Below are 12,626 nucleotides of genomic sequence, written 5' to 3'. Positions count from 1 at the left end.
GCACCATGAACGCCTCCCGACTGCGCACCCTCGGCTCCCGCACCGCGGGCCCCGGCCACCCGGTCTACGTCACGGGCGAGATCGGCATCAACCACAACGGCGACCTCGACAACGCCATCGCGCTGATCGACGCGGCCGCCGAGGCCGGCTGCGACGCCGTCAAGTTCCAGAAGCGCACCCCGGAGATCTGCACCCCGCGCGACCAGTGGGACATCGAGCGCGACACCCCCTGGGGCCGGATGACGTACATCGACTACCGCCACCGCGTCGAGTTCGGCGAGACCGAGTACCGGGCCATCTCCGAGCACTGCGCCGAGCGCGGCATCGACTGGTTCGCCTCCCCGTGGGACACCGAGGCCGTCGCGTTCCTGGAGAAGTTCGACGTCCCCGCCCACAAGGTGGCCTCCGCCTCCCTCACCGACGACGAGCTGCTGCGCTCGCTGCGCGCCACCGGCCGCACGGTGATCCTCTCCACCGGCATGTCGACCCCGCGCCAGATCCGCCACGCGGTCGAGGTGCTCGGCTCGGACAACATCCTGCTCTGCCACGCCACTTCGACGTACCCGGCGAAGGCCGAGGAGCTCAACCTCCGGGTCATCAACACCCTCCAGCAGGAGTACCCCAACGTCCCGATCGGCTACAGCGGCCACGAGACGGGCCTCCAGACCACCCTCGCCGCCGTCGCCCTCGGCGCGGCCTTCGTCGAGCGCCACATCACCCTCGACCGCGCGATGTGGGGCTCCGACCAGGCCGCCTCCGTCGAGCCGCAGGGACTCACCCGCCTGGTCCGCGACATCCGCACCATCGAGGCCTCCCTCGGCGACGGCGTCAAGAAGGTCTACGAGTCCGAGCTCGGCCCGATGAAGAAGCTCCGCCGGGTCCCGGGCGTCGTCGCGGAGAGCGGTGAGACGGCCCAGGCCGCCGAGCCGCTCGCGGTCTGACGGGCAGACCGGTGAACCTCGCCTTCGTCGAGAGCCCGGTCCAGCTCCTGAACGTCCTGGAGTGGGCCTACACAGAGGGAGGCGGCGGCCGCGTCCTCGCGGACGTCACCGTCGTCGTCCTCCCTCCGGTCGACCCGATGTCGCGCGGTCAGCTGCGCCGGATGGCGGAGCTGGCCCGCGACGAGGGCGTCACCGTGCGCTGGCAGGAGGCGCGCGGCGACTCGGGCACCCCCCTGAAGTCGCTGCGCGCCCTGACCCGGCTCGTCCGCAACGCCGACCACATCGTCATCGGGGACCCGTTCTCCCGCTACGTACAGCTGCTGCTCACCCTGGTCAGGCCCCGCCGCCTCACCGTGGTCGACGACGGCACCGCGACCATGGAGTTCGTCACCCAGCTCACCCGCGGCGAACGCCTCACCCGCTGGCACCGGCGCGGCGGTTCGAGCCCGCGCGACCTGGCCCTGGCCCCGGTCACCGCCACCGCGCGGCGCCGCTTCACCCCCTCGGCGGCCCGCGAGGTCGAACTCTTCACCGCGATGCCGGTGATCCCGCCGCCCGGCATCTCCCTCATCCCCAACACCTTCTCCTGGACCCGCTCCCGCTTCGGCCCGCCGCTGCTCACCAAGGGCGCGGACCTGGTCGGCACCTCCCTGGTGGAGACCGGCGTGGTCGACCGCGCCCCGTACCTGGAGGCGGTCGCGGAACTGGCGCGCACCCACGGCGCCACCCGCTACTTCGCCCACCGCCGCGAGTCCACCGAGAAGCTCCACGCCCTGGAAGCCGCCACCGGCCTGGAGATCGTCCGCCCCGACCTCCCGCTGGAACTCATCGCCCGGCGCGGCCCGATCGGCCGCACGGTCCTGAGCTTCCCCTCCACGGTGGTCCACACCCTGCCGCTGGCCCTGGTCGGCACCGAGGTGAAGGTCGCGGTCTGCGACATCGCCCCCGAATGGCTCCACGAGACGGCGTCCCCGAGGGCCCAGGGCTTCCTCTCGGGCGTCACCGAGACGGCCCGCGACGTCCAGCGGCTGGCGCCCTGGCGGGCGACGGCGGTGGCCAGGGAGGCGTGAGGCGGGCGGGCCCTGCCCGGCCGCCCGGGCAGGGTCGGACGGGCATGACCTGTACGTCGTAGGAGGGGATCCACTTGTCCCGGGTCAGGATGGTCATCCCCTCGGTCTGAGCCTGCGCGATCAGTGTCCGGTCGAAGGGATCGCGGTGGTGTTCCGGCAGCCTGCCCGCCCGTCCGCCATGGCCCGCGGTGATCGGAAGCGAGAGGAACTGGCTGTCCCGCACCCGTTCCGCGAGGTCCTGCGGCCCTTCGAGTTTCCCGAATGACTGCTTGATCGCGATTTCCCACGGGCTGACCGCGCTGACGAAGACCGAGGGCTCCGCGTCCAGCAGGCGTTTGACCTCGTCCGACAGCTCGGCGGAGTCGTCGAGCCACCACAGGACGACGTGGGTGTCGAGCAGCATCTTCATCCGTGCATCCCGAAGGCGCCGGCGATATCGTCCGGCAGCTCGTCGAAGTCGTCCCCGATGCGGATCTGTCCCCGCAGTGACCCGCGCCCGGTCCGGTTCACCCGGGCCCGGAGCGGCACAGCCTTGGCCACCGGTACCCCGGCTTTGGAAATCACCACTTCCTCCCCGGTGGCCACCTGTTCCAGGACGCGGGAGAGGTGCGTCTTGGCCTCATGGACGTTGTACTGGCGCGCTGCTTCCACGGCTGCCTCGCAAGGGCGGATCGGTAGGTGGACTAACCACTGCCGCGAGCCCTCGGGGGCCGCGGCAGGAGCGGTGCCGGGGGGCGGTGTCGGGGGTGGCCGGGGGCATCCCCGACAGCGGGGCGGGGTGCGCCGAAGCGCGCGATTCTACCCACCTCATTGTCGACTCACACGCCGTGACTCAGTCAATTATTCGCCTATGTGGCTGAACTTTTCTTGTTTCATGGTCAGTTGGAGAGGGAAGAGCTTTACCCTTTCCGGGTGAATCACTCGACGTCCCGCCTCCGTGAAGCCCGGCCGCCCGCAGGAGAGGTCCTGCCCGGCACGCTGCCCGAAGCGCTGCGCGCCGAACTGATCGCCTTCCGGCGTGATCTGCACATGCACCCCGAGCTCGGCAACCAGGAGTTCCGCACCACCGCGGCCATCAAGGCCCGGCTGGAGCTGGCGGGCCTCGAGCCGCAGGTGCTCTCCTCCGGCACCGGGCTCATCTGCGACGTGGGAATCCGGAGCGGGGACACGCGGCCGATGCTGGCGCTGCGGGCGGACATCGACGCGCTGCCGATCCCGGACACCAAGACGGGCGTCCCGTACCGCTCCACCGTGCCCGACCGGGCGCACGCCTGCGGGCACGACGTCCACACCACCGCCGTGCTCGGTGCCGGCCTCGTGCTCGCCGGCCTCGCCCGGGAGGGGCTGCTGCCCAACCCGGTGCGGCTGATCTTCCAGCCGGCCGAGGAGGTCCTGCCCGGCGGGGCGACCGACACGATCGACTGCGGGGTGCTGGAGGGCGTCGGGCGGATCATCGCGGTGCACTGCGACCCGAAGGTCGACGCGGGGCGGATCGGGCTGCGGGTCGGGGCGATCACCTCCGCCTGCGACCGGCTGGAGCTGTCGCTGGACGGGCCGGGCGGCCACACCGCCCGCCCGCACCTGACCACCGACCTGGTCACCGCCGCCGCCAAGGTGGTCACCGAGGTCCCCGCGCTGCTGGCCCGCCGGGTCGACGCGCGCGCCGGGCTCGCGGTGACCTGGGGGCGCCTGCAGACCGGGCACGTCTGCAACGTGATCCCGCAACACGCCGAGCTGTCCGGCACGGTTCGCTGCCTGGACCTGGGGGCCTGGCGCGATGCCCCGGACCTGGTGCACGCCGCGATCGACGAGGTGGCCGGACTGCACCGGGCCAAGACGGTGATCAACTACATCCGGGGCGTGCCGCCCGTGGTCAACGACGCCGCGGCGACCGTTCTGCTCACCGAGGCCATGACCGCCCGCCGCGGATCGTATGCGATCGAGGACACCGAACAGAGCCTGGGCGGGGAGGACTTCTCCTGGTACCTGGAGCACGTCCCGGGCGCGATGGCGCGGCTCGGCGTCCGTGTCCCCGGCGACACCCGAGGTCTGGACCTGCACCGGGGCAATTTCGACGTGGACGAGGAGGCGATCACCGTTGGCGTGGAGCTCTTCACCGCCGCTGCGTTGCTCGACGGTAATCATCTGTAACCGGACAGGTCACCCCCGGTTCGCGACGATCCGATAACGGCTTCCGTACAGGGCTTTATCTGACATCTACGCGCGTTACGATCGCCGCGAAACCAGCGCCGGAAGAGGCGCTTCGGTCAGGTTTGAAGGAGCCTTCCCTTGCGCCCGGTATCCAAGATCACCGCCGCGTGTGCCATTGCCGCGGCGCTCGCCCTCACTGCCACCGCGTGCGGCAGCTCGTCCGACGAGAGCAGCAGCTCCGACGGCAAGATGAAGATCGGCATGGCCTACGACGTGGGCGGCCGGGGCGACAACTCGTTCAACGACTCCGCGGCCCGCGGCCTGGACAAGGCCAAGAAGGAGTTCGACGCCGACACGAAGGAGCTCACCGCCAAGACCGGTGAGACCCCGGCCGACCGCGAGCAGCGCCTGCAGTCGCTCGCCGAGGGCGGCTACGACCCGGTCATCGCGATCGGCTTCGCGTACAAGGACGCGGTCGACAAGATCGCCGCCGAGTACCCGAAGGTCAACTTCGGCCTGGTCGACTCGGTCTCCGACGCGAAGAACGTCGCCTCGATCGTCTTCACCGAGGAGCAGGGCTCCTACCTCGCGGGTGTCGCGGCGGCGCTGAAGTCCAAGGACGGCCAGGTCGGCTTCATCGGTGGTGTGGACCTCCCGCTGATCAAGAAGTTCGCCGCCGGTTTCCAGCAGGGCGTCATCGACACGAATCCCAAGGCCAAGGTGCAGATCCAGTACCTGTCCACCGGTTCGGACCTGTCCGGCTTCGGCAGCCCCGACAAGGGCAAGGCCGCCGCCAAGGGCATGCTCGACAAGGGCGTCGACGTCATCTTCGCCGCCGCGGGCGGCTCGGGTGCCGGTTCGATCGAGGCCGTCGCGGGCCAGAAGGGCGCCTGGTCCATCGGTGTCGACTCCGACCAGGCCCTGGACCCGGCGCTGGCGAAGTACAAGGACACGATCCTGACCTCGGTCGTCAAGAACGTCGACGCCGGTGTCTTCGACCTGGTCAAGTCCGTCAAGGACGGCAAGCCGCTGACCGGCACGCAGACGTACTCCCTGGCCAAGGGCGGCGTCAGCCTGACCACCACGGGTGACCACCTCAAGGACATCCAGAGCCAGCTGGACGCCGCGAAGAAGAAGATCGTCGACGGCTCCATCAAGGTCAAGTCCACGACCTGATCCGGCCCGTCGATCGGGGCCCGGCGAGCGGCTTCGGCTGCTCGTCCGGGCCCCGATTCACGTACCCCCGAGACGGGGGTCACCGGCCCCGGCACGCCACCTGTGAACAGGTGGCCAACGATTCGGAAGCGCTACGCGCGTAGCGCCCGCTCGGGCGCGGTACCTTTTTCCGCCCCCGCAATCGGCACCCACCGCCTCCGCCCTCCGCTCCTGTCAAGGAGAGTGCGCCATCAACGCGTCCAGCAGTCCTCATGCCGTGGAGCTCCGCGGCATCACCAAGCGGTTTCCCGGGGTCGTGGCCAACCACGACATCGACATCACCGTGCGCCGCGGCACCGTCCACGCCCTCGTCGGTGAGAACGGCGCCGGCAAGTCCACGCTCATGAAGATCCTGTACGGCATGCAGAAGCCGGACGAGGGCACCATCGCGGTGGACGGCGAACAGGCCATGTTCTCCAACCCGGGCGATGCCATCGACCGAGGCATCGGCATGGTGCACCAGCACTTCATGCTCGCCGACTACCTCACCGTCCTGGAGAACGTCGTACTCGGCTCCGAGAAGCTGTACGGCATCGGCGACCGGGCCAGAGCCAAGATCAGGGAGATCTCCGACTCCTACGGTCTCGGTGTCCGCCCGGACGCCATGGTCGAGGACCTCGGTGTCGCCGACCGCCAGCGCGTGGAGATCCTCAAGGTCCTCTACCGCGGCGCCCGCACCCTGATCCTCGACGAGCCCACCGCCGTCCTCGTACCGCAGGAGGTCGAGGCGCTCTTCGACAACCTGCGCGAGCTCAAGGCCGAGGGACTGACCGTCATCTTCATCTCGCACAAGCTGGGCGAGGTGCTGTCGGTGGCCGACGAGATCACCGTCATCCGGCGCGGGACGACCGTGGGCACCGCCGACCCGGAGCACACCACGACCAAGCAGCTCGCCGAGCTGATGGTCGGCAGTGAGCTGCCGTCGCCGGAGACCCGCGAGTCGACCGTCACCGAGACGCCGATGCTGGCCGTCGACGGGCTGCGGCTGACCGCCACCGACCCGGACGGGGTGGTGCGTGCCGTACTCGACGGCATCACCTTCACCATCCACAAGGGCGAGGTGCTCGGCATCGCCGGCGTCGAGGGCAACGGCCAGTCCGAACTGGTCGACGCCATCATGGGCATGCGCACCCTCGACGCGGGCTCCCTCTCGCTGGACGGCGCGGACATCTCCCGCACGCCGACCCGCAAGCGCCGCGAGGACGGGATGGCCGTCATCCCCGAGGACCGCCACCGGCACGGACTGCTGCTGGAGGCCCCGCTCTGGGAGAACCGCATCCTCGGCCACGTCACGGAGCGCCCCAACAGCAAGGGCGCCTTCCTCGACCTGAAGGCGGCCCGCGCCGACACCGAGCGGATCGTGCGCGAGTACGACGTGCGCACCCCCGGCATCGAGGTCACCGCGGCCTCGCTCTCCGGCGGCAACCAGCAGAAGCTGATCGTCGGCCGCGAGATGAGCCACTCGCCCAAGCTCCTGATCGCCGCGCACCCCACCCGGGGCGTGGACGTCGGCGCCCAGGCCCAGATCTGGGACCAGATCCGCGAGGCGCGCCGCGAGGGACTGGCGGTGCTGCTGATCTCCGCCGACCTGGACGAGCTGATCGGGCTCTCCGACACCCTGCGCGTCATGTACCGGGGCGGACTCGTCGCGGACGCCGACCCCGCGACCGTCACCCCCGAGGAGCTCGGCTCCGCGATGACGGGCGCGGCCGCCGGCCACCTCGAAACGCCCCCCGAAGCCGAGCCCGGCAGTGCGGGCGCATCCGCCGAGCCCGGGAGCGACGGCCAATCCGCCGCACCCGCCACGGACGACACCGACCCCCGGGACGGGGGAGAGGACCGATGAAGAAGATCGACAAGGAGCGGCTGCTCCTGGGGATCGCGGCCCCCGTACTCGCGATCGTGGTCGCCTTCCTGGTGACGGCACTCGTGCTCGCCGCCACCGGCAAGGAGCCGTTCAGCGCCTTCGGCATCATGTTCGACTACGGGGTGAAGTCGGACAGCCAGGTCTACATCCTGAACAAGGCGACGACGTACTACCTCGCAGGTCTCGCGGTGGCCGTCGGCTTCCGGATGAACCTCTTCAACATCGGCGTCGACGGCCAGTACCGCCTCGCCGCCTTCTTCGCCGCGGCGGTCGGCGGCGCGCTGACCCTGCCGGGCGCCCTCCAGATCCCGCTGATCATCCTCACCGCGATGATCGTCGGCGCGATGTGGGCCGGTATCGCGGGTGTCCTCAAGGTCACCCGGGGCGTCAGCGAGGTCGTCTCGACGATCATGCTGAACTCCATCGCGACCGCGATCATCGGCTACCTGCTCCAGCAGAACCGCCTCGGCCACCTCGACGAGGCCGGCACCAAGATCTCCACCAAGCCGATCCCGGAGTCCTCGCACTTCTTCGAGTTCCCGACCACCCCGACGCCCATCTGGGGCTTCATCGTCGTCGCGGTCGTCGCCGGCATCGCCTACTGGTTCACGCTCTCGCGCACCCGGTTCGGCTTCGACCTGCGCACGGTGGGCCAGTCCGGCTCCGCCGCCGAGGCCAGCGGCGTGAACGTCAAGAAGATGGTCGTCACCTCGATGCTCATCTCGGGCGCCGTGGCCGGCCTGATCGGCATGCCGACGCTGCTCAACGACAGCTACGAGTACAGCGGCGACTTCCCCGTCGGCATCGGCTTCACCGGTATCGCCATCGCCCTCCTCGGCCGCAACCACCCCGTCGGCATCGCGCTCGGCGCGCTGCTCTGGGGCTTCCTGGAACGCGGCACCGGAAAGCTGGAGTTCGAGGGGTACGACAAGGAGATCGTCGGCGTGATCCAGGGCGTCATCGTCCTGTGCGTCGTCATCGCCTACGAAGTCGTCCGCCGCTACGGACTCAAGCGACAGCAGAGCAAGGTCGGCGCGGAACTCGCCGCACAGGCCGCCCGTAACTCCGACCAGCAGGAGGTGTCGGCGTGACCGTCACGGCGACTTCCACTCCGCCCCCCGCGGCCCGCAAGGTCTCCGGCGGCAAGGGCGGCCGCACCCGCCTCTCCTTCCCCGTCGTCCTCCTGATCATCGCGGGCGTGCTGCTCGCGCTGTCGGCCGTGCGCGCCATCACCGGCGCGCAGGACGTCACCTCGGCAGGACAGATCAGCGCGGCCCTCGCGATGGCCGTGCCGATCGGCCTCGCCGGTCTCGGCGGCCTCTGGTCCGAACGGGCCGGCGTGGTCAACATCGGCCTCGAAGGCATGATGATCCTGGGCACCTTCTTCGGCGCCTGGGCCGGCTGGCAGACCAACCCCTGGCTCGGCGTGCTCGCCGGTGTTGTCGGCGGGATGCTCGGCGGTCTGCTGCACGCGGTGGCGACCGTCACCTTCGGCGTCGACCACATCATCTCCGGCATCGCGATCAACATCCTGGCGCTCGGCTTCACCACCTACTTCGCCAAGCTCTGGTTCAACTCGGGCGACGCGGCGGCCAAGGGCGGCTCGCCCAAGCAGTCACCACCGGCCGACGCCATCACCTCGGTGACGGTCCCGGGACTCTCCGACTGGCTGCACACCGTCGAGAAACACCACTGGTTCTTCGTCTCCGACCTCGCCGGAGTCCTCGGCGGACTGGTCACCAACGTGTCGCTGCTGACCATCGTCGCCGTGGTCCTCTTCGTCGTGACGTTCTTCGTCCTGTGGAAGACCGCCTTCGGCCTGCGGCTGCGCTCCTGCGGCGAGAACCCGGTGGCCGCCGAGTCGCTCGGCGTCAACGTCTACACGTACAAGTACATCGCGGTGATCATCTCCGGCGGCATGGCCGGACTGGGCGGCGCCTTCCTCTCCCTGGTCACCTCGCACATCTACAACGAGGGACAGACCGGCGGCCGGGGATACATCGGTCTCGCCGCGATGATCTTCGGTAACTGGCGGCCCGGCGGACTCGCCATGGGCGCGGGCCTGTTCGGCTTCGCCGACGCGCTCCAGCTGCGCAACGGCGGCGAGTCCGTCCACGCGCTGCTCCTGCTGCTCGTGGTCGTGCTGGCCGGCATCGCCGCCTGGAAGCTCTACCGCAAGAGCTTCCTCCAGGGCGTCGTCAGCGCGGTCATCGCCGCCGCAGTCCTGGTCTGGTACCTCGGTACGGACACCGTGCCGACCGAGTTCGTGAGCGCGACCCCGTACGTCGTCACGCTGCTCGTCCTCTCGCTCTCCGCGCAGCGGCTGCGGATGCCGAAGGCGGACGGCATGCGCTACCGCAAGGGCCAGGGCAAGTGACACCCACCGCCGGAGCGGACGCCGGCGCCGTGGCCGGGGCCGACTGGGACGCCCTGCGGAGTGCCGCCCGGGAGGCCATGTCCCGGGCGTACGCGCCCTACTCGGGCTACCCGGTCGGCGTCGCCGCCCGGGTGGACGACGGCCGCATGATCGTCGGCTGCAACGTCGAGAACGCCTCGTACGGCATCAGCCTGTGCGCCGAGTGCGGACTGGTCTCCCAGCTGCACGCCACCGGCGGCGGCCGGCTGACCCACTTCACCTGCGTGGACGGGTCGGGCGAGATCCTGGTCCCGTGCGGCAGGTGCCGGCAGCTGCTGTACGAGTTCGGCGGGCCGGAGCTCGTCCTGGAGACCCCGGACGGCTTCCGCACCCTCGACGAGATGCTCCCGCAGGCGTTCGGACCCTCGCACCTGGGGTAGCAACCCGCCGGACGGGCCCGGGACACCGGGAACCCGTCCGGCGGCCCTCTCCTCCTCTATGCGCGTAGAGTCAACCGGACCCACGCGCACACACGTACGTACCGGCCGGAAGGACTCCAGACCATGGACGCCATCTCCGTCATCCGCACCAAGCGGGACCGAGGCGAGCTGACCCCCGAGCAGATCGACTGGGTCATCGACGCGTACACCCGCGGTGAAGTGGCCGACGAGCAGATGTCCGCGCTGGCCATGGCGATCCTGCTGAACGGCATGAACCGTACGGAGATCGCCCGCTGGACCGCCGCCATGATCGCCTCGGGCGAGCGGATGAACTTCGCCGCGCTCTCCCGCCCCACCACCGACAAGCACTCCACCGGCGGCGTCGGCGACAAGATCACCCTGCCGCTCGCCCCGCTGGTCGCCGCCTGCGGCGCGGCCGTTCCGCAGCTCAGCGGCCGAGGCCTCGGCCACACCGGCGGCACCCTCGACAAGCTGGAGTCCATCCCCGGCTGGCGCGCCCACCTCACCAACGCCGAGATGCTCGACGTCCTGGACACCACCGGCGCGGTCATCTGCGCGGCGGGCGACGGCCTCGCCCCCGCCGACAAGAAGCTGTACGCGCTCCGCGACGTCACCGGCACCGTCGAGGCGATCCCGCTGATCGCCAGCTCGATCATGTCCAAGAAGATCGCCGAGGGCACCGGCGCACTCGTCCTGGACGTCAAGGTCGGCTCCGGCGCCTTCATGAAGACCATCGAGGACGCCCGCGAACTGGCCTCCACCATGGTCGCCCTGGGCACCGACAGCGGTGTGCGCACGGTCGCGCTGCTCACCGACATGTCCACCCCGCTCGGCCTGACCGCGGGCAACGCCCTGGAGGTCCGCGAGTCTGTCGAGGTGCTGGCCGGCGGCGGCCCGAGGGACGTCGTGGACCTCACCCTGGCCCTCGCCCGCGAGATGCTGGACGCGGCCGGGCTCAAGGACGCCGACCCGGAGAAGGCCCTCGCGGACGGCTCCGCGATGGACGTCTGGCGCCGGATGATCTCCGCCCAGGGCGGCGACCCCGACGCCACCCTCCCGGTCGCCCGTGAACAGCACGTCGTGACGGCCCCGTCCTCCGGCGTACTGACCCGCCTGGACGCCTACGACATCGGCGTCGCCGCCTGGCGCCTCGGCGCGGGCCGCGCCCGCAAGGAGGACCCGGTCCAGGCGGGCGCGGGCGTCGAACTGCACGCCAAGCCGGGCGAGACGGTGACGGCCGGCCAGCCGCTGCTGACGCTGCACACGGACACCCCGGAGAAGTTCGACTACGCGCTGAAGGCCCTGCCGGACGCGTACGACATCGCCCCCTCCGGCACGCCGTTCACCGCCACCCCGGTGGTGCGGGAACGTATCGCCTGACCTGCGGCTTTCCGTACGGCTTCCTCGTGCGGGTGAACGGGACCGGTGGACTGCCACCGGTCCCGTTCGGCATGCTGGACTCGGTGACGCACCGACAAGAGGAGACCGCCATGAGCGCACTCACTGTCGACCCCGCGCCGGGCTCCGGCCAGGACTGGGACGACCTCGTCCGGATCTGGGAGGAGACGGACGCGCCCGAGGGCTGCAAGGTGGAGATCATCGAGGGGATCGTCACCGTGTCGCCACCGCTGTCCAAGGACCACAACACCACCGCGGCTCTGCTGCAGCGCAGGCTCTACACCGTCATCCCGGAGGACTGGGAGATCTACCAGACCCTCGGCGTCTCGGTCCCCGGCCGGGCAGGGCTCTACATCCCCGATCTCGTCGTGCTGCCGCGTGCGGTGGCCACCGGGCCGGGCAACCGGGTCCCGGCTGAAGAGGTGCGGCTCGTCGTCGAGATCACCTCACGGGCCAACGCCAACCACGACCGGATCGGCAAGACCCACGGCTACGCGCAGGCCGGCGTCGCACTCTTCCTGCTCCTCGACCCCTGGCACTCCGGCCGCCCCACCGCCACGCTGTACGGCGATCCGGCGGGCGGCACCTACCGCGTGCTGGACACCGTCGAGTACGGCGAGAAGCTGACGCTCCCCGAGCCCTTCGCCCTGGAGCTGGACACCGGGATCTTCCCCGTCAGCTGAGACGTGCGGCGCGGCCGCGATGAGTTTCCGCCGTCGCGGCGGTCTCCCTGGTATGGATCCCCTGTCGCCGGCCGCCCTGGTCGTCACCGGACGCGTCACGCGGGCCGGTGTGCCACGCCTGTGCACCGAGCTCGAAGCGCTACTGGCCGCCTCGGACGCCGCCGTCGTGGACTGCGACGTGGGCGGGCTCGTCCACCCCGACCTCGCCGCCGTGGAGGCGATCGCGCGGCTGTCACTGGTCGCCCGCAGATCGAACGGCAGGCGGCTGCGGCTGCGCGGGACGCCTCCCGAACTCCGGTTGCTGCTCGACCTGGTGGGACTGGCGGACGTGCTGGAGCTGGCGGAAGAACTGCCCTGAGCGGCGAGACCTGGGCGGTGACCTGCATCTATGCCGCACTGTTCTGGCCTGATCAGGAACAGGTCTTTCCCTTCCCGTACTCCCGTTTCCTAGTGTTCAAGTCACCGGAAGCGCACACGAGAAGGG

Annotated in this window: 12 protein-coding genes and 1 pseudogene; 11 read left to right on the top strand and 2 right to left on the bottom strand. The window is 70.3% G+C overall.

Annotated elements, in window-relative coordinates:
• The first annotated feature begins 5 nt into the window (after window positions 1-5).
• Window positions 6-941: an N-acetylneuraminate synthase family protein gene (locus tag ACGFU6_RS13760; RefSeq protein WP_393610608.1), complete on the top strand. Its 936-nt coding sequence runs from the start codon at window positions 6-8 to the stop codon at window positions 939-941.
• A gap of 11 nt (window positions 942-952) precedes the next feature.
• Window positions 953-2,011 (top strand): hypothetical protein, encoded by a 1,059-nt coding sequence (locus ACGFU6_RS13755; protein WP_393610606.1) that lies wholly within the window; start codon window positions 953-955, stop codon window positions 2,009-2,011.
• Window positions 2,012-2,048: 37 nt separating this feature from the next.
• Here the strand turns inward: ACGFU6_RS13755 and ACGFU6_RS13750 are convergent.
• Together ACGFU6_RS13750 and ACGFU6_RS13745 are read right to left on the bottom strand one after the other, a co-directional pair.
• A pseudogene (locus ACGFU6_RS13750) lies at window positions 2,049-2,420 on the bottom strand (type II toxin-antitoxin system VapC family toxin); the annotation flags it as partial.
• Window positions 2,417-2,662, bottom strand: coding sequence for a type II toxin-antitoxin system Phd/YefM family antitoxin (locus tag ACGFU6_RS13745; protein WP_393610604.1), 246 nt, complete (start codon window positions 2,660-2,662; stop codon window positions 2,417-2,419). The pseudogene ACGFU6_RS13750 and the gene ACGFU6_RS13745, both read right to left, overlap by 4 nt.
• Before the next feature lie 261 nt (window positions 2,663-2,923).
• Between ACGFU6_RS13745 and ACGFU6_RS13740 the strand changes: the two genes are divergently transcribed.
• The 9 genes from ACGFU6_RS13740 to ACGFU6_RS13700 all read left to right on the top strand — a co-directional run bounded on the left by ACGFU6_RS13740 (window position 2,924) and on the right by ACGFU6_RS13700 (window position 12,500).
• Entirely contained in the window at window positions 2,924-4,162 is a 1,239-nt protein-coding gene (locus ACGFU6_RS13740) for an amidohydrolase (RefSeq protein ID WP_393610602.1), read from the top strand.
• Window positions 4,163-4,300: 138 nt separating this feature from the next.
• Window positions 4,301-5,338: a BMP family protein gene (locus ACGFU6_RS13735; RefSeq protein WP_393610600.1), complete on the top strand. Its 1,038-nt coding sequence runs from the start codon at window positions 4,301-4,303 to the stop codon at window positions 5,336-5,338.
• Window positions 5,339-5,594: 256 nt separating this feature from the next.
• Window positions 5,595-7,223: an ABC transporter ATP-binding protein gene (locus ACGFU6_RS13730; RefSeq protein ID WP_393610599.1), complete on the top strand. Its 1,629-nt coding sequence runs from the start codon at window positions 5,595-5,597 to the stop codon at window positions 7,221-7,223.
• Window positions 7,220-8,335 carry an ABC transporter permease gene (locus ACGFU6_RS13725; protein ID WP_393610597.1) on the top strand — a complete coding sequence of 372 codons (1,116 nt, stop codon included), beginning with the start codon at window positions 7,220-7,222 and terminating at the stop codon, window positions 8,333-8,335. Before ACGFU6_RS13730 ends, ACGFU6_RS13725 begins: the two co-directional genes overlap by 4 nt.
• Window positions 8,332-9,621 (top strand): ABC transporter permease, encoded by a 1,290-nt coding sequence (locus ACGFU6_RS13720; protein WP_393610595.1) that lies wholly within the window; start codon window positions 8,332-8,334, stop codon window positions 9,619-9,621. The genes ACGFU6_RS13725 and ACGFU6_RS13720 overlap by 4 nt, the downstream gene beginning before the upstream one ends.
• Window positions 9,618-10,040, top strand: a complete 423-nt coding sequence (locus ACGFU6_RS13715) for a cytidine deaminase (protein ID WP_393610593.1) — start codon at window positions 9,618-9,620, stop codon at window positions 10,038-10,040. Before ACGFU6_RS13720 ends, ACGFU6_RS13715 begins: the two co-directional genes overlap by 4 nt.
• 123 nt (window positions 10,041-10,163) lie before the next feature.
• The gene (locus ACGFU6_RS13710; RefSeq protein ID WP_393610591.1) at window positions 10,164-11,441 is read left to right on the top strand and encodes a thymidine phosphorylase; all 1,278 of its coding nucleotides are present in this window, start codon (window positions 10,164-10,166) and stop codon (window positions 11,439-11,441) included.
• Between the two features lie 110 nt (window positions 11,442-11,551).
• The gene (locus tag ACGFU6_RS13705; protein ID WP_393610589.1) at window positions 11,552-12,142 is read left to right on the top strand and encodes a Uma2 family endonuclease; all 591 of its coding nucleotides are present in this window, start codon (window positions 11,552-11,554) and stop codon (window positions 12,140-12,142) included.
• Window positions 12,143-12,194: 52 nt separating this feature from the next.
• Window positions 12,195-12,500 carry an STAS domain-containing protein gene (locus ACGFU6_RS13700; RefSeq protein WP_393610587.1) on the top strand — a complete coding sequence of 102 codons (306 nt, stop codon included), beginning with the start codon at window positions 12,195-12,197 and terminating at the stop codon, window positions 12,498-12,500.
• The last annotated feature ends 126 nt before the right edge of the window (window positions 12,501-12,626 follow it).

It is taken from the genome of Streptomyces sp. NPDC048462 (assembly GCF_043200175.1).
Taxonomy (GTDB): Bacteria; Actinomycetota; Actinomycetes; order Streptomycetales; family Streptomycetaceae; genus Streptomyces.
Note: the sequence above shows the minus strand (reverse complement) of the source record. Positions and strands in the feature narration are given on the sequence as shown.